The following is a 17699-nucleotide window of genomic DNA, read 5'->3' on the forward strand; positions in this document are numbered from 1 at the left end:
ACATGGATTTCATTTAAGAAGGTTTCATTTAAAATAACTGGTTTAATAAAAAGCTATTTACTATGAAAGTTTGAGGTGCATAATAAATGTCTAAAAAGAAAGAAAAAATAGTTTCACCTGAAGAGTTAGAGATACAGAGACTGGCTCTTGAAGAATCAATAAATTGTATTGAGAAGTCCCTTGAATTAATACCAGAGCCAACTTATATTTTTGAAGTTGGAAGTCCTATAAGGATTGGGAATACTCAAGATATTAAAATTGAAAGAGTGCTATTTGATGGTAGGGCTTATGAAATTTCATATACTACATATGAGCCTAACCAGTTAAGTTGGAGACTAGTTAAAAAAGAGAACCAAAAAAGAATAGTTCTCTGGACAGAAGTCAGAAAAAAAATCGATGTAATTCCTGAACAAATGACTAAAGACCTTGATTTGCATTTGGATTTCTCTCAAATATTCCTACAAGGAATTATTGATAAAGCTTACTACAATGGTGTGGATTTATCCCCTAGTTATCAAATCGATTTTATTTGGAGCTTAGATGAAAAGGTGAAATTAATTGACTCAATATTTAATGGATTTGGGATTGGAGAATTTGTTTTTGTTCGATTAGAATCAGAAAATCAAGGAATGTTTGAGTATGAAATCTTAGATGGAAAGGAAAGAATGAAAACGATTCTAGAGTTTTATGAAGATAGATTTTCGTATAAAGGAATGCTTTATAGCGATTTGTGTGATAATGATCAAGGCAGTTTTATATTCTATTCAACCAGATTTGCAGTGCTGAGTGGAATTTCTGAAGAACAGAAACTAAGATATTTTCTTAAACTGAACGGTTATGGAAGCAAGATTAATCAGGAAAGTCTTGAGAAGGTACGTCAGAGGCTTATTAATTAAAAAATTAGGATAGTTTAAATAAAGAGAAGTTTTATGTAAGGCAGATTGCGTGTTGAGAGGGGAATACTAGATGGGATATTCGTTTTCGGAAGAAACTGGTTTAATGCAACTGATTTCGTTGCTTTTGGTAGTATTGCTAGTTATTGCGTTGATAAGTAGCATAAGATATTTTGATTGGAAGAAGAAACACGATGTTGAAATGGGTAAGAAGCTTGATAAAGTAATTGAACTGCTTGATAAGGATAGGTCTTGAATGAGATGTCTGAGAGACTGTTCACGTATGCAGCATTGATAGAGCTATTGCTGGAAGTTCGTTCACTTATAGATACGCCCAATACAGACGTTACCTGGTCAAGGTTTAAAGATGTTAACGAAGCGTTGAAATTCTTGGATTCATGTATCGAAAGTTTAAGGCTAGGGAACGAATCTGCCCTTGATGATATAATGCTTCTCTTTGCTCCAACAGGTTCCTTGCAGGAAATATTTATTGCTAGTGGTTGGGGTAATGAGTTTATTGAAATCTCAAGCAGGTTTGATGATGCATTTAGTCAAATGAGGGAAATATGAGAAAACGATTATTGAAGAAATTAGGGTTGCCTTGGCTTCATGAGAACAACGTTTTACAAAACATAACCAGACTAGGACGGAAAAAGTGTCGTAAAAAAATTGGTATGTATACAAATACGCTTTTCTTCCTATGGGTAAAAATGATTACAATGCTCTTTGCAAAGAATATTGGGATGATACAACAGGGAAGAGTGAATATACTTATGCCACTCATTGGTTGATTGCGTTATGCTACTATAATCAATTCCCAAGAATCATTACTGTCCCTTGTGCAAGTGATGGCAGTAGTCCAAGCATCTCACCTGTTCGAATTACTTTGTTAGGTGATCAGTTTCAAACACCGCTCAATTTTGCTTTAGATTTATTAAAGAAGCAAATAAATGAGATACTTAATGACGTATTTTGGTCTGGAGAGAAGCTGTTATGAAATGAAGAAATCAAATCCATGGAACCATGAAGATAGTTGCGAACGCTCAAGAATTATGAAGAACTCTTTAGTCATTATTTGGATTACAGTTTTATTTCTTGCATGTGGAGGACTTGGAGTTTTCTTCTGGCTTCAACATATGCTCACCCAAATTTGTTTTTTGACACATTGTTAAGATAGCGCAGGAGGAAGCGAATGGGCGTTGAATATCAGCATGTAATGATGACAGGTCATAAACAAGCAATCGCGGCAGAACAAATTGCTGATCTATTACGCAAGCTTGTAGCAGAAAGCTATTTAAACAATGAAGATTTGGAGATTTATTGCAACACCTCTCATCAGACGCATAGAACCCCTATAGTAAAGACTACTCTAGCTGATTTTATAAAAAACATGCACGAAGGTATAGAAACTAGGGACTATATTATTGAGGTTAATCTATTTCACTCAGTTAAATCCGAAACGTATGGGAGAATCTTTGAACGTACAGGATTTGCTATTAATGAGATTGAAAGCCTTTATGGGAGTAAATTGCTTATAGCATCATCAAAATATGCTTTATTTCCTTCAATCACAGAAATCATTGCAGATGTGTTTGAAGATCAAGAAAGCTGTTTTGACGAACTGGAATGCACATCAAATATCCCATTGGATAGTAATGAGGGCTTTCTTTCAAGACTGTTTAATAAGAAAAGTAAGGAATGGCATCAATATGACACATTCCCATTCATGCATTTGCCAAGGGAAGCCAAAAGTCAGGTTTATCAAATAGAGTATCGTCATGCTTTTACCAATGAATTACAAAATCAAGATTGGCATAATGGGAATGTTGTGATTTCTTTTGATATGAATAAATGTGTCCCGAAAGAAGGATTAGCCAAATTAGAAACTACTGTGGAGTTCAAACGGATTCTTAAAGAATCTGGTTTTGAAATTGTATCAGAGTTTGGAAGTTGGGGTTAGAAAGGTGGTGGCAACTTGAAGGAATCTCACATGATCGAATGTCCTTGGTGTGAAGCCAAGTTAGAATCAGGAATTAAGCACTGTCCTAAATGTGAAAATGAAATCATTGATTTTGACTCTAGGCAAAATGAAATCGTAGAATCATCACCTGTAGGTGGTTTGCTAATGCTTTATGCAGCAACATGTGTAATAAGCATTTTTTTAATTATGTATAATTACGTGGTTATACTGAGATATGGAATTTCCGTTCACAATTGGACAAGTTATTCAGCATTCATTGCAATCTACAATTTTATACATTTGTTTATCTTGATCGTGACAATTCTTTTGATTTTTAAAAAGAGGAAATTTGTTCCTAAATTGATTGTTGGTTTTGAAGTATTGAATCTGGTATCACTTGCTATTAGCTATTTCCTAGCAAACGATTTACCTCAAAAGGCGTTGATAATGGGAGCAACTATAAAAGTAGTTTGGCTATGTTTATGGATTTGCTATTTCCTTTTTTCAAAAAGGGTAAAGCAAACCTTTATTCATTGAGATTAATAATGGAGATTTAAGTGCTTATCCAAGACAGGACTATATAGCTAACATGCATGTTTAAGTAAATCTGAGGAGGAGAAGGTGTTATTGAAAATCTCCATAAGAATGATACGTACAATAGTTATTCTAATAAGGAACATACTAATATTGATTTTAATTGGCGTATTATCTAAATTGTTTATAAACATATATCATTTGTTTGTGCCTCATAAAATGGAAAGTCTTACGGAAACTGTGGTTTGGGTAACAATAGTTGTAATTTCAGTGGCAATCGCTGTACCTTTAGCAAATAAGATATTGAAGTGGTTACTAATGAAACTTCCTAAAAACAATCAAGATAATGAAAATAGTGATTAGGCAAAGGGCTACCTGATAAATGTAGGCTTTAATCTAGGGTATCCTTGATAGGATGCTTTTTTTTCGTTTGCGAAAAATCACCTAAGAACTCCATTATTTGATATAATTACTTAGTCCTAAAGATCAGTCATAACTTGGAGGTATTACCAGATGTTGAATGAAAGAAAAGTTAAGAAGCTTCTTATTAGTGCAGCGGTGTCTTTAATAGTCATATTTGTTGTTGCTGGGTGTTCTCAAGATATACAAAAACCCTTGGCTGCAACTAATGTGGAATCAAAAGCAAGTGGTGTCATAGCTTCGCCAATTCCAAGTCCCTTAGCAACAGTTTTACCAACACCAACTAAAGAACAAGCAAAGCCAACAACTACACCTGAATCCACCAACAAACTAATCTCAGCCAAGATTCTGAAGGTTGTTGATGGGGATACAATGAAAGTTTCGTTTAACGAAGGTGGAAAAGTTAAAGAAGAAACAATTAGATTACTTTTAGTGGATACCCCTGAGAGTGTTGATCCTGAAAAACCAGTTCAACCGTTTGCTCTTGACGCTTCTAAATACGCAAAAGATACATTGAGTGATAAAGATGTAAAGCTAGAGATTGATGTGTCAGAACGTGATAAGTACGGAAGATTACTTTGTTACCTTTACATAGGTGATAAGATGTTCAATGAAATGTTACTTGAAAATGGTTACGCAAGAGTAGCGTATGTTTATCCACCAAATGTTAAGTATGTAGATAAATTCCGTGAAATACAAAAGACAGCACAACAAAAAGGAGTTAATATTTGGAGTGTTGAAAATTATGCGCAAGAAGATGGATTTCACGAAGGTGTTGTGAAGGCAAAAGAAAGTCCATCACCTAAACCTGTACCAACCACAACTCCTAAGCCAGTACCTGTAGCTGAAACGAATAGTGGTAGTAGTTCAAACGTTTACTATAATAATTGTACAGAAGCAAAAGCAGCAGGTGCTTATAACATTAAAAGAGGAGAGCCTGGTTATAGTTCTAAGCTAGATAGGGATAACGATGGAGTAGCTTGTGAGAAGTAAATAAATGGTTTAAACGATTCTGAGAAATCTAATTGATTGGAGAAATTAGTATGTGGATTGATGATTATATTAAACTAAAATATCCTATTAATAATAAATTAATTAAAATGGAAGAAGCGATGCTATTTAAATATGAACATATTCCAACATCGTTGTATAAATATAGAGCAGTAAATGAGTTTTCGTTGAAAAATCTTGAAGAAGATACAGTTTGGGTAACAAATGCCGTTAACTTTAATGATCCTTACGATTGTGCCTTGAATATGGAATTTAACTATTTGGAGGAACGTATAAAGAGGGCAATAATATCTAAATTTCTAGATAGTCATAATCAAAATGGCGTGGATAAAAATCAGTTAAAAGGATACTCTACAAAATCGTTGAAAGAATTATGTAAGTTCGTCCTTTCATATGATAAACAGCTAAGTACAAAACCAGATATTATTGATGAGTTTGCAGAGTCTATGATAAGACTAATGAAAGAAGAGAATGATAACCATGTTAAGCTTTTTGTTGAAAAAGCTCAAAAAGGTACTTTTATTGCATGTTTTAGTGAGTTGAACGATTCAATATTAATGTGGAGTCATTATGCTAATAACCACAAGGGATTTTGTGTTGAGTATGACTTTAAACAGTGTGGAAATGACGATGTTTTGACGAGAAGTTTGCAACCTGTTATTTATACAGACAAAATGTTCGATATGTCAGTTTATATGACAGAAACACTTGAAGATCATAATAATCTGATAAGTATTTATTCCGCTATTATTAAGTCTAAAGAATGGGCATATGAAAGAGAATGGCGATTAACATTTCCTATGGGAGTTAGTTTTGAGTCATTTAATAGAGCAGTCACAACTCCAAAAGCTGTATATCTAGGTACAAAAATTAGCGAAGATGATCAGAACAAAGTGCTTAGTATAGCTAATAGAAGAAATATACCTGTATTTAAAATGAGTATGAGAAGTGATGAATTTAAACTGGTATCTGGAGAATTGTGAATACCATTTGGATTTCAACAAAAAACAGAAAAATATATCTTGAAATGTTTGGAAGCTTCCTTTGGAAGCTTCTTTTTATACAACAAAATATTCCCTGTTATGTCAAAAGTCATGGTACAATTTAACTTATTCAACCAGATAAGTAGAGTCAAATGTCAATCTATATATTTCTTATTGTACCTCTAGTTTTTTCGATTATCTTGAAATCTCTCACGTTCAAAGGATATATAGGGGAAATATCTGTGTCGTATCAACTTAACAATCTTGATAAAGACAAATATTTAATTTTGCATGACATCACAATTCAATCTGGTGGAGTGTTGATTGAGCTTAGAGGTAAGTATGGTAAAGGGTTATGGGAATTATCCGAAGTGTAGGTTTGTTGTAAAGTAAGTAAAGTTCATTGTGAAGGATGGATACGATGTTATTTAACCCAGAAGTAACAAAAAGTTCACGACATTCCAATGGCAATTTTGCTGAGAACTTAATATTATATTGGTTGTCAAAGCATGGATTTGAGTCAGCTTTAGTAGATCATGTTGGCATTGATATTATAGCTAGAAATCCAAATAATGATGAAGTGATGGGCATCTCTGTAAAAATGAGAAGTCGTAAAACAGGTGAGAAGAAGGAACATCAAGGTATCCGCTTGTAAAGCATTTAACTGTACCCCATATCTAGCATTCGTTTCAGATGAGAATAATGGTATTGATGTTTTTATTTTACGTAAAGATAAATTGCTATCCCTATTTAAGCCCACACTGACAAGGGTTTATTTTAGACATGGTGAGAAATATAAAGCACTAGTTAGTGATAAAGAAATTGTCCATATTCGATTCGGTTATGAAACAATAAATTGGTTTGGATGAATGATTAATATGATTAATGAGGGACTATCTAAATGACGTTATTAGAAAAATGGCTTCACATAATCCGCAATTGCTCATTCGATAATACATACAAAGCAGCTTGGTCTAAAGCAATTACAGAAATTGCGGTTGAATATGATTTTGAAAATAATAAACAAGAGAATGTCGAAATAACCCTATTGTCAATTGCTCAAAAGGTAATTCGATATTATTGGGAGCAAATCTCATTCTTCGATTTAAAACAAAGCGGTAATCCAGTTAAACCACCTGTTATCGTTAGTGCTGTGAAAGAACTAATTACATCTTACCAAGCAAAGACAGGCTCATTCAAACCCATTAAATGGTTTAAAACTAACGCAGAGGATCTGTGTAAGCAAGAGTACGACAAAGCGATAAAGGATATAGTGAAGGCTCTGAAAGCAGATGTGAGTTATAGGTTCCTACGCATTGAAGGAAGAGAAATAGAAGGCATCTATGAATATGAGCAAAAAGCTGATTGCTTGTATATAGCGGCTGACAACTTGAAGCAACTAAAGGATAATAGCCTAATTGTTTTTGATGCCATAAATTATCGTTGGACACAAATGTTAGAGAACTTCAATCATTCACCACGAATTAGCAAAAAGGTTAAGATAATAGATGAAGATAATATAAGACGTAAACCACTTAATAAATTTTCTGCGTACTTGAACATTGAGAATCCTGAGCAATTATGTTTCTTATGTGGTTATGTGATTGTTGAGGAAGCTCCTGCAATAGATCATGTAATTCCTTGGTCTTATTTGTACTCAGATGACCTGTGGAACTTGGTGTTTGCACATCAGAGATGTAATAGTAGCAAATCAAACATGATACCAAATGAAGATATGATTGTGCGACTAGAGAAAAGAAATAGTGTGTTACTTAACTTACTTCAAAAGAGTGGAATTAAGGACAAGCATGTTTCAGAGTTAGAAATGGCGATGGATAATAACTATGTCAGAAAGTTTTGGATTGCATGTCAGGGATGATGCTTAATGGGAGGGAAGCTATGAGTAATAACATTACATCTGAAAGAATTATGTCGTTGGATTATTTTCTTAAATTAAAAACACAAGAAGAAAAGAAATTGTTTGTTGTGCTATGGAATGATTGCGGTGGAGATTCAGAAAAATTTAAACACAACATCAAAAACTTTGATTATCTACCAGAAGACAGAAAAGTACTAGCTCTAAAAGGAAGTTCAAATGTGTTACTGAGAGATCAAAATAAAATAATAAATACAATCAATTATGATTGTAACAAGTTCGAGAAAGACATGAACATAATAACTAAAAGAATAATGCTTGAACTTAAGCCTAAAGAACCTATTTCAATAAATATTGAGTCAGGTTCAAGTGAAAAGTTGCTGTTTTTATTAAAAGTATGGATTAATTGTAAGCAAGATATTAGACAATATAGGAAGTCTGTAGTAAATTTTGAATATTTACCAGTCGAAAAAAGGAGAATTGCAAAAAGTAGTAAGATTACAAACTTATTCAAAGAACAAAGTAATATTTTATATGTTCTCAATAAATATCCTGATGAATTTAAGCAAGAGATGAATTTTCTAACCATAAGACATGGTGAAATGATTAATCAATACTTTTCAAAATCTAAAACTAATAATAAAGCAAGGGAAGTTACCTTTTTGAATGATTTACTTACTTCACTTGGTGAGATTACTGGCTCATTATTAGGTGGTGCAATTGGTATAGTTGGAGACATAACAGGTAGTAGCTTAATTAAAGAAATAGGCGATGAAGTTGAGAATACAACAAAACATACTGGTAGAACCCTTGGTAAATTAGCTGATGGCACTTCAGGAGTTCTAAGTGGTGTATTAACTGGAAATTCTGAGAAGATAGACCAAGGAATTTATGATGTTGGAACTGTAGCAGCTGAGACTCTAATTAACATGGGAAAAAGAATATCAAGCACAATAGAAACAAGCGTTAAAATGGTAGATAGTATTATTGAAAATGATTCAGATAGCTTCAAAAAACACTCTAGAAAGTTAATGAAAAGAGCTGTCATAATATCGTTACCAATACCAATCTTTATAGGAGATGCTTTATTTGAAGGTATGCATGAAGATTTGGGAGAAGAAGTAATTGAAGAAGAATTTCATATTTCTGAGGAAGAAAACGATATAGCAGAAATAAACATGGAAGATCAAAACGAGATAATTCTTGAAAATCCAAATGCACATCATGTAAGACCTCACGAAGTTCATGGTAAATATGGATATTATCATCGTGGAGGAGAAAATGGATATGAACAAACAAACCCTGACTATCATAAGAAAGTGTGAGTTTACATGAAAGTATACAACAAACTTGTGCGTGATAAGATTCCACAAATCATTGAAGAAAAAGGTAAGAAAGCTGAGTTTAGAGTATTGAGTGATGTTGAATATAGAACAATGCTTGATCTGAAATTACATGAGGAATTGCTTGAATTTATTCATGCAAATGAAGAAGATCAAGTTGAAGAACTGGCTGATCTTATAGAAGTTGTGTATGCGATATTGGAGAGAAAGGGAGTTAGTATTGAGGACTTTGAGAAAGTTAGGTTGGCTAAGAAGGAAAAGCGTGGAGGGTTTGAGGAGAAATTGTTTTTGGTTGGTGTAGAGGAAAACGATGGGAGATAAATGATCAAATGAAAATCGAAAAAATTATTGTGAAAAACTATAAAAGTATTGTTGACTCAAAAGAATTAAATTTTCATGAAAATTTTAATGTGCTTGCGGGTAAAAATAATTCTGGAAAAACTGCGTTTATTGAAGCAGTTTTTAAATCTTTCCAAGGCGTATTAGATATGCCAAACTCAGGAAATGATCAGACTGCATCTAATCGAATAAATCAAATTGACCCTTCAATTATAGAATTAACATTCAGCTTCAATATTGAGGAAGATATGTTAATGGCTCTTGGACGTAATTATGGAATAAAGAAATGTGAATTGATTTTAAAATGCTGGAAAGGAAATACAGCGATACTTGCTTTGAACCAGCTTTTTGATGATAACAATAAAAGAATAATTGTTGACTGGAACGATGCAAACGGAAATTATAAATATCTTACTATAGAAGGACAAATGCAAGCAGGAAATACCCCACCTAATTATATGCATCATCTATTTAATAACATAGCTAAGACAATTATCTACATAAGTGGAGCACGAACAGTGCCTGTACAGTCCCAAATAAGCACAAGTATGCAATTAGATACCTCTGCGACAAATCTACATATATTTATGCAAACTTTACATAATAATAGTGAGGAAGTCTTCGATATAATTCAAGAAAGATTTAAGACAATATTCACAGATATAAATCTAATAAGAACACCCATCAATGGAACTATGACAAATTTACAACTTTCGTTTACTGGTTTAGATTCACCTGTTTCGCTTCATGAATGTGGAAGTGGATTTACACATGTACTTATAATGCTATGTGTCTTATATTCTGAACAAAATAAAGTCGTACTATTTGATGAACCACACGTGTATTTGCATCCTTCTGCTGAGAAAGCGATCTATGATCTAGCTGTAGAACATGAGAGCCATCAATTTATATTAACAACCCATTCACCTATCTTGATTAATTATCCTGTTACTAAGAATCTTTTCTTAACAAGTAAAGAGAATGGCAAAACTTCCTATACCCAGATGGATGGCATGCAAGAAATATTTAAAGAGATAGGCATATCTAATAGTGATTTTGCCTTGGCGGATAAGGTATTGTTTGTGGAAGGTGAGACGGAAGAAGCTGTTCTGCCTTTAATATTAAGGCATTATGGTATGAAACAAATAGGATACAACTATAAAATTATCAATCTTAAAGGTACTGGCAGTGAGTTCAAAAATAAAGGGGCAATGGCAAATAACTCCCAAAAATTAGATATGATTTTTAAAGGGATAGCCGTAGACCCAATTCCTTATAGAATAATAATTGACAGAGATGAAAGAGATGAGCAAAAAATAAATGAACTTAGGGAAAAATACGGAGATAAAATTTTAGTAATGGGACGAAGGGAACTGGAAAACTATTTTCTGGATAATAATGAAGCATTATTAAACATACTAAATGGATACGGAATAGAAGAATCAATTGACGAAATTGAAAGTTTTCTTGCTGACTGTTTTGAAAGTCAAGATAGATACTTTTATCCGAAGGAAAGAAATGTTTTAGTAAATGATATTGTGGGAAGTAAAGTATTGGCGAAATTATTCGAAAAATATGGGCTAGTTTATAGCAAAGTTCGCCATGGTAAGCAAATAGTGCAGTGGGTATTAGATCACGAGCCTAATCAACTTAAAGATGTTGCAGATCTTGTTAGACCTTTTTTATCATATTGATATTCTGCCATGATTTATAAATTGTAAATATTATGAATTAAACGGAAAATGTGAATTATGCAGAGATAGCATTAGCCTTTATTTCTGTGTGCTTTTTTGTTTTCCAAAAGGAGAGATTACGATGATGAAAAATAGAATTAATATCAAAACAGACGAGCAGCTACAAAATTGTATTATTGCCAATATGGAAGTTGAGGTTTGGTTTGCAGGAATGCTTGATAGTGTATCGAAAATTACAGCATTTGACGATGAAGTAGTGGTTGTAGAGGATGGGAAATATTTAAGAGGTAATTGTGTAATGAGAATAAAGGCGAGCCATCTTAGAGCAGTGAAATAAGGCTCAAAACAGATACAAAGAAGATACTGATATGGTATAATTTCACAATGGGACAAGAGAACAGTCCGATTATGCAACATGGGGAGAAGTATTATATGTTCAAGAAAATAGCCGTGACAATAGTAGCAACAACAATTATTCTATCTACAGCATTAACAAACACTTCAGTACACGCATCAAATGTAACCAACGACCTTCGTATGATTCCTGTAATCGTAAACGGTCAAAAAGTGAGATTCCCAGATACAGAGCCATACATCGATGCAAACGGTCGTACATTGGTTCCTGTCAGATTCGTCAGTGAGAAGTTGGGTGGCACTGTTACTTGGGATGACATAAAAAAGGTAGTCACTGTCAAAAATGGCTCTAAGACGATCAGCCTGCCACTAGGCTCTAACGTAGCAACAGTAGATGGACAAGCTGTAACACTTGATACTACCGCTGTGCTAACGGAAGGACGTACAATGGTTCCTTTACGCTTTGTTTCCGAAGCTTTATCTTCAGAAGTTGTATGGGACGAAGGTGCTCATTCCGTGAAAGTAACAGATGTATCTTATAAAGATAAGGTATCTAATGGTTCTGTAACTCTTGACGCTTGGGGTCGTGAATTATCTAAAACTTGGGATGCTAAGTGGAATCTTCTTACAGATACTTCGAAAGAATTTTATGATTTACCTCAGTACACTGATACGTATAAATGGTATAATCACAAAGAATTTATAGAGAAAGTTCCTCAGTGGACTTATAAAGATGCAATAGATGGTTGGTCAGAAAGGGTTAGAAAGTATTATATGAATCAATTAAATATCGACTATCGCACAATCAACGAAGATGATTTTATTAAAAACACGGTAGATAATATGCAGTTTGCTAGTTCATATTTTAGATCTCAAGAAGTAGCAGCGATTAAGACTTTTTTAAAATGGGTACAAGACAATCACGTGATTGCTAAAGGGTATGCCGACCCAGAGCCTAGTACTGTTTATTATGTAACTTTGTTCCCAATAATCAGAACTAATTTCAAGTTTATGATTATTTCTGCGGATGATACATCGCAGACATTTATGGATAATACTCAAGTAGGTTCTGCGTCTGAATCTATCCCACTTACTAAAGGCGTATGGTACGTAGGTTATACAGATATTGGATTGTTCACTAATTATGGGAATCACCAAGAAGAGCATTTCGCATTGAAAGCTAACGAAAATATGTTTCAAAAGAACCATTACCATTACGAGCGAATCACTGAGTAATAGATAAAGGAGATTAACTCCTTTATTAAACATATGTGTCATAGTTAGATAAAACTCGCATTTTATCTAAGGTCTAATAATTGCTTATATACGAAATCAGACGCTCTAGGATTGCTCCTGAGCGTCTTTTTGTATAGTTTTAATGTTATGATATTCGAACTATAACTCAATGAGGATGAACTATCATTAAAACGGATACGGTGACTTAGTAAACTTGCAACAGCTCAGAGATGGTATTCTAGGCGTAAATGTAGTGCGGAAGTTAGCAGAGATGGTATGATTTAAAAGGGGTTATTTTACGTGTGAATGCTTAAAAAGGAGGATACATAATGATACATTGGAATCTTGTTGAGAAACGTGTAGGCAGTGAAAGCATGGATAGGATAAAGTTTGAAGTTGATAAGTTGAAGCTCTCTTTTTGTGATGAAATTATAGACTTTGGGTTAAAAAATGATTTTAATGACGTTACACTTATAAATGTCTTTAAAGAATCACTAGGCACTCATATAAAAAGTGTCGAAGATACTCTTCAAGAATGTGAGAATATAACAGTTCAATTAATGCGGATTTTTCCAAACATTCCTATGGATGAAGCAAGTATTAATAATAGGAACATTAAAATTTTACATACGAATGATGATGTGCTAGAGATATTATTTTCGAATGTTTTTGATAAATTCTTAAGTATGAATATTTATGGTTATATCCAATTAACGAAATCTAAGACGAAGTTATACCTAAAAAAAACTGAAGTACTATGGAGCAAGAATGATAGTTTACTTTTTTTTGATTATGCATCTCATTTTGCATCATTGACAGCACAGGTAGATACGTTAAAAAGTATCGAAGAAATAAATAACTATCGCAGCCAAATAAAACAGGAATTGTTTAGGTGTTTTAGAGTAACTGACTATCAAAAATTATATGATTACCACGAAAAAGATGACTACGACATGATTCGACTTGGACGGAGCATTGGAATATCATATAGAGCATGTGATGTAAAAGTGAAATTAATTAATCATGGAATTTCTGCTGATAACCCAAGATTAGTTGAATTAATAGTGGAAAGAGAAAAATATAACTCTTTGGTTGAGGATAGAGATGAGATGATCGATCTTCTGGGTGAAGACAAATATGAAAACTCTATCGAAGTATCATTACAAAAGATTGAGAGGCTAATGAATGAGGTTAAAATCAATTTGGATGAATTAGATAAGATCATGATCTAATATTATAGAAAGTTTAACCATAGATTGAAATTGGGAAGTGAAATTGACAGTCACCCTCACACTATAAATATAATAGACGCTAAGGGTGACTATCGTAATAACGTGATATCAAGTTTCCACCTGCTGCATTGGGATTGTTTGATTGATGTTTGACATAGAACTAAAGTAAAACTCACCAGATTAGCTCTGGTGAGTCTTTTTCGTTGTATTAGTGTGTTTGGTTATTGAACTCTAATTCAACTAATCTGACAAGATCTGAGGGATTCATATTTAGTCCCCTTGCAATATCAAATAGGCTAGTTAATGTAGGCTGGTATCTGCCGTGTTCTAGTTCGGAAATGTATGTGCGCTCAAGAGTGCTGCTCACTGCTAATTGTTCTTGAGTAATATTCTTCTTAATACGAATACTTTTAACTACTTTTCCAAATATGATTTCAAGTTGCAAAGGAAAATCTCCTTTTAACTTAATTATCAAGAAAAGTTGTTGGTTCGATCGTCTGGTTGACTCGACTAAATGGTTTATATTTACATAATTTTGTGATACATTTGATTTTGAGATTTAGTTATAGGAACTAGGAGGACAACTATGAGTAACATTCAAACAAATAATAAAGTTATCAATGTAGATGAAGAGTCAATTAAACTTCAAGAAATAGTAAAACTCAATGGTTTTCAAAAGCTTTACCCATTTTTCTTTATTTTTTTTGCTTTACTAGCAATGTTCTTATGGTATTTATGGATGGAACCTTTAAGTGACTTAGGATGGTGGATTTTCTACATATTTAATATAGAATTTGTAGTGAGTAGTGGATGGTATGGAACAATTGCTTGTTTAATTTCAGTGTTTTTTGCAGTTAAATCTAGTAATCCTGTTGGTAGAGCTCAAAGAAGAATACAATCAGAGAAGGAACAAAGGATTACTAGTATATTGGATTCAGTTGAGGGTTTTGATTACTCTCACAAGTATGTTGAACAAAATTATAATGTTGTGTTAGCTCTTGATGAAAGTCGAAATAAACTATGCATAATTGATACAAGTGTAAGAGTATTTTCGGCTAATGAAATTTTAGAAGTAGAAGCAATTGAAGATGATGTGCAAGTAATGAAGACGTCCAGAGGAAGTCAAGCGGCAGGTGCGATTGTTGGTGGGGTTTTACTAGGTGGAGTTGGTGCAATAATAGGAGGACTCTCAGGGCAACGTACAACCTCTAGCGATAAAGTAAAACGTGTGTACATAAAACTGGTAGTAAATGATATGGAAAGACCTTTTGTGACAATTGATTTTCTAAATGATAAATTAGAGTTGAGCAAAACAAATGTAAAAGCAGTAAAAGCAATACAAGATGTTAATCACTGGCACAGTTTAATAAGTGTATTGATTAAACGTGGTGATGAGAAAGTGAATCAATCTTCACGAAAAGAATCGTTCAACGGTTCAGCCGCGGATGAGCTTCTTAAGTTTTCTAAACTTGTTGAGCTAGGGCTTATGACGAAAGAAGAGTTTGAAAAGCAAAAAGTAAAGTTGCTGTAATAAAAAGTAGCATCGTGGGTGTTGAAGGTGATGAGCTGTATCTCTGATATATTAGAATGATCTCATCGCCTTTTAAGTTGATTAGTCGACATGGAGAAGTAGCAAAATAAGCTGCTTCTTTTTAATTAAAGAAAAGAAGCGGAAAATGTTCTCTTCATATTTAACGGATGAATAGAAGACCATGATGATAATCAGACATGCAGAATGACCAATACATGCCTTTATATTTAATGTGGAAGGTATAGTATATATTTAATGATTGAGAGCGTAAATTGGGCTTCTGATGACTCTGAAAATAGGATTTACAATTCGGCTAGTTTGGGTATACTGGGATTAGCATTATCCGCAAGCTTAGGACGATGCAATCCATAATCTACTTTGCAATTAACAATTCTCATTTTCAACATCATTTGTTACTTAAACCCTTGATACATATAGTTTTTTGCCAATCATACTTGGTTGCACTTAATGATCGCGGGTTCTCCATTAACAACCCGAATGCTGTAGCATCATGTGGTTGCGGTTCTTCATTTAAAGTAAAAGATGAAGAGGGCTTAGTTGAGAAGTGCGACGATAAAGTCGAGGCTTAATGAACATTGAGAACCAATCCTTCCAAGGTGTGTATTTTTAAATACACTGTCTTGGGAGGTTTTTTTTTCATCTTAGTAAGGACAAACCATCAAGTGATACAATATACATAATAAGGAATTCCTGCAGTTGGTGTGGTTGAGAGGAGTTGAATCCTATAAGTGAATTGGAATTTTAATGTTTCAATTATCTCTACAATTGTTGTCATTTTCGTATTAATGCTGTTTTACAGAAATAGGGAAGAGGACGAAGGTTATTTGGGATTGAAATTAGTTGGATACTACATTTTAGGTACATTCAATTTAAAAGTTGGTGTTTTAATTCCTATTGGATTTATTATTTGGCTGCTGCTGTTTTACCCGAAGACGAACCGAACGATAAAGAGATATTCGGCTATATTTGGATTACTTATGATGTTGATTGGTCATTGGATTCATTAGCTTCCCGAGTGCAGGATAGTTGCACTTGTGGGAGCCTTTTTTATATTATTTTCAAAAAACAAAATACTAGCGGAACCCTTTTAAGCATTGAAAGAATAGAATAGATTGAAAGGTTTAGTTTACTAGTGATAAAAGAAGGAGGTGTGTTCATGGCAACTAGACAGGAATTTATTGAGATGATTGCAACTATTGCAGTGAAGCTTCGCCTAGAGAACTCACCGATCTATCCTTCAGTGAGAATCGCGCAAGCCATTCAGGAGACAGGAGGCATTTTGAATGCGTGGAACAATCTAGTCGGATATAAGGTTGGTAATGGGGTATTGACGCCCTATTGGCAGGGTGATCGCGTTTCAACAACGACATGGGAAGTCATTGGAGGTATACGTTATGATAACGTACCAGGAGATTTTCGCGCATATCCTACGCTTGAGGCAGGGTTTCGTGATCAGGATTTACTTTTTGGATCCCCTCGTTATGCTAGTGTTAGGATAGCGAGAAGTCCTGGTGAACAAGTGAAAGCATTGCAAAGTAGTGGATATGCAACGGATCCCTCTTATGCTAGTAAACTGAATACGATTATTCAAACATATGGTTTAACTCACTTTGATGAGGAGGTCGTTCGTATGTTAGAGAAACTGCAGGAACAAATCGTAATCTTACAAAATAGAGTTAGTTCCTTAGAGGAGCAAGCAGCTATGGAGGTAGTACCGCAATGGGCGAAAGCTGCTGTGGACGCTGCGGTCAAGGCCGCATTAATCGATACTCCAGAGAAAGGGAGCTATGATTTCTATCGATTATTAACGGTTCTTCATCGCAAAGGGATCATCTAATGGCATGGAAGAAAAAAAGGCCGCGAGTGTATAACGGGTTGTTTATCCCTAATACACCATGCGGCCTTTAATTTTAACATTATCACCATACTTAGCTTTCATGAGCTTACTTTGCTCTAGCATAAATGCGTAAATTTCTTTCAACCGGTTCTTGCGGGGTTTAATCGTTTCTTTTATTTCACCATTTAGTACAATGTCGTAGACGATCATATCTTTCACTCCTTTGTTTTTGTCTTTCTACTATCATTGTAGGCTACGAATATTAAATGACGATTAAAATTTCTTTTCAATTGTGTGAACAATCTTAAGGATTTGTTAAGTGAACGTAAAATATTTCCGGTATTTCGATCAATTTTTTTTATCGGTAGACTGACAGTTTAGCGTGTGCATAACTTTATACACAGTATCCCCCATAAATACAGTGCGTTTATGGGA

General features: G+C 33.9%; 22 protein-coding genes. 20 read left to right on the forward strand and 2 right to left on the reverse strand.

What is annotated here, in order from left to right:
* Window positions 1-86: 86 nt before the first annotated feature.
* The 17 genes from QFZ81_RS05270 (at window position 87) to QFZ81_RS05350 (ending at window position 13875) form a co-directional block, all read left to right on the forward strand.
* Entirely contained in the window at window positions 87-896 is an 810-nt protein-coding gene (locus QFZ81_RS05270; protein ID WP_307601794.1) for a DUF262 domain-containing protein, read from the forward strand.
* A 70-nt stretch (window positions 897-966) separates the two neighbouring features.
* On the forward strand, window positions 967-1149 hold the full coding sequence (locus tag QFZ81_RS05275; RefSeq protein ID WP_307601796.1) for a DUF4083 family protein: 183 nt from the start codon (window positions 967-969) through the stop codon (window positions 1147-1149).
* Between the two features lie 5 nt (window positions 1150-1154).
* Window positions 1155-1463, forward strand: coding sequence for a hypothetical protein (locus QFZ81_RS05280; protein ID WP_307601798.1), 309 nt, complete (start codon window positions 1155-1157; stop codon window positions 1461-1463).
* Window positions 1464-1593: 130 nt separating this feature from the next.
* Entirely contained in the window at window positions 1594-1890 is a 297-nt protein-coding gene (locus QFZ81_RS05285) for a hypothetical protein (protein WP_307601800.1), read from the forward strand.
* A gap of 195 nt (window positions 1891-2085) precedes the next feature.
* Window positions 2086-2853 carry a hypothetical protein gene (locus QFZ81_RS05290; protein WP_307601801.1) on the forward strand — a complete coding sequence of 256 codons (768 nt, stop codon included), beginning with the start codon at window positions 2086-2088 and terminating at the stop codon, window positions 2851-2853.
* A gap of 15 nt (window positions 2854-2868) precedes the next feature.
* Complete coding sequence (locus tag QFZ81_RS05295; RefSeq protein WP_307601803.1) at window positions 2869-3390, forward strand: DUF2569 family protein; 522 nt, start codon at window positions 2869-2871, stop codon at window positions 3388-3390.
* Between the two features lie 510 nt (window positions 3391-3900).
* Window positions 3901-4800 carry a thermonuclease family protein gene (locus QFZ81_RS05300; RefSeq protein ID WP_307601805.1) on the forward strand — a complete coding sequence of 300 codons (900 nt, stop codon included), beginning with the start codon at window positions 3901-3903 and terminating at the stop codon, window positions 4798-4800.
* 50 nt (window positions 4801-4850) lie between these two features.
* Window positions 4851-5801, forward strand: coding sequence for a DUF2971 domain-containing protein (locus QFZ81_RS05305; RefSeq protein WP_307601807.1), 951 nt, complete (start codon window positions 4851-4853; stop codon window positions 5799-5801).
* A gap of 242 nt (window positions 5802-6043) precedes the next feature.
* A complete protein-coding gene (locus tag QFZ81_RS05310) occupies window positions 6044-6178 on the forward strand; it encodes a hypothetical protein (protein ID WP_307601809.1) in 135 nt (44 codons plus the stop codon).
* Between the two features lie 44 nt (window positions 6179-6222).
* Window positions 6223-6456, forward strand: coding sequence for a hypothetical protein (locus QFZ81_RS05315; RefSeq protein WP_307601811.1), 234 nt, complete (start codon window positions 6223-6225; stop codon window positions 6454-6456).
* A gap of 246 nt (window positions 6457-6702) precedes the next feature.
* Complete coding sequence (locus tag QFZ81_RS05320; protein WP_307601812.1) at window positions 6703-7680, forward strand: HNH endonuclease; 978 nt, start codon at window positions 6703-6705, stop codon at window positions 7678-7680.
* Window positions 7681-7700: 20 nt separating this feature from the next.
* Window positions 7701-9002 carry a hypothetical protein gene (locus QFZ81_RS05325; RefSeq protein ID WP_307601814.1) on the forward strand — a complete coding sequence of 434 codons (1302 nt, stop codon included), beginning with the start codon at window positions 7701-7703 and terminating at the stop codon, window positions 9000-9002.
* Window positions 9003-9008: 6 nt separating this feature from the next.
* Window positions 9009-9341, forward strand: a complete 333-nt coding sequence (locus QFZ81_RS05330) for a nucleoside triphosphate pyrophosphohydrolase (RefSeq protein ID WP_307601816.1) — start codon at window positions 9009-9011, stop codon at window positions 9339-9341.
* An 8-nt stretch (window positions 9342-9349) separates the two neighbouring features.
* Entirely contained in the window at window positions 9350-11053 is a 1704-nt protein-coding gene (locus QFZ81_RS05335) for an ATP-dependent nuclease (RefSeq protein ID WP_307601817.1), read from the forward strand.
* Between the two features lie 121 nt (window positions 11054-11174).
* Window positions 11175-11390, forward strand: a complete 216-nt coding sequence (locus QFZ81_RS05340; protein WP_307601819.1) for a hypothetical protein — start codon at window positions 11175-11177, stop codon at window positions 11388-11390.
* Between the two features lie 95 nt (window positions 11391-11485).
* Entirely contained in the window at window positions 11486-12643 is a 1158-nt protein-coding gene (locus QFZ81_RS05345; protein ID WP_307601821.1) for a copper amine oxidase N-terminal domain-containing protein, read from the forward strand.
* Window positions 12644-12972: 329 nt separating this feature from the next.
* A complete protein-coding gene (locus QFZ81_RS05350) occupies window positions 12973-13875 on the forward strand; it encodes a hypothetical protein (RefSeq protein WP_307601823.1) in 903 nt (300 codons plus the stop codon).
* A gap of 208 nt (window positions 13876-14083) precedes the next feature.
* Here QFZ81_RS05350 and QFZ81_RS05355 read toward each other — a convergent pair whose 3' ends face one another.
* Window positions 14084-14320, reverse strand: coding sequence for a helix-turn-helix domain-containing protein (locus tag QFZ81_RS05355; RefSeq protein ID WP_307601825.1), 237 nt, complete (start codon window positions 14318-14320; stop codon window positions 14084-14086).
* A 141-nt stretch (window positions 14321-14461) separates the two neighbouring features.
* Between QFZ81_RS05355 and QFZ81_RS05360 the strand changes: the two genes are divergently transcribed.
* The 3 genes from QFZ81_RS05360 (at window position 14462) to QFZ81_RS05370 (ending at window position 17264) form a co-directional block, all read left to right on the forward strand.
* On the forward strand, window positions 14462-15406 hold the full coding sequence (locus QFZ81_RS05360) for a hypothetical protein (RefSeq protein WP_307601827.1): 945 nt from the start codon (window positions 14462-14464) through the stop codon (window positions 15404-15406).
* 749 nt (window positions 15407-16155) lie between these two features.
* Window positions 16156-16434: a hypothetical protein gene (locus QFZ81_RS05365; protein WP_307447230.1), complete on the forward strand. Its 279-nt coding sequence runs from the start codon at window positions 16156-16158 to the stop codon at window positions 16432-16434.
* Between the two features lie 149 nt (window positions 16435-16583).
* On the forward strand, window positions 16584-17264 hold the full coding sequence (locus QFZ81_RS05370; RefSeq protein ID WP_307447228.1) for a glycoside hydrolase family 73 protein: 681 nt from the start codon (window positions 16584-16586) through the stop codon (window positions 17262-17264).
* Between the two features lie 48 nt (window positions 17265-17312).
* Here the strand turns inward: QFZ81_RS05370 and QFZ81_RS05375 are convergent, their stop codons facing one another.
* Window positions 17313-17474, reverse strand: coding sequence for a hypothetical protein (locus QFZ81_RS05375; protein ID WP_029194774.1), 162 nt, complete (start codon window positions 17472-17474; stop codon window positions 17313-17315).
* Window positions 17475-17699: the final 225 nt, after the last annotated feature.

The organism is Paenibacillus sp. V4I9, assembly GCF_030817295.1.
Lineage (GTDB): Bacteria > Bacillota > Bacilli > Paenibacillales > NBRC-103111 > Paenibacillus_E.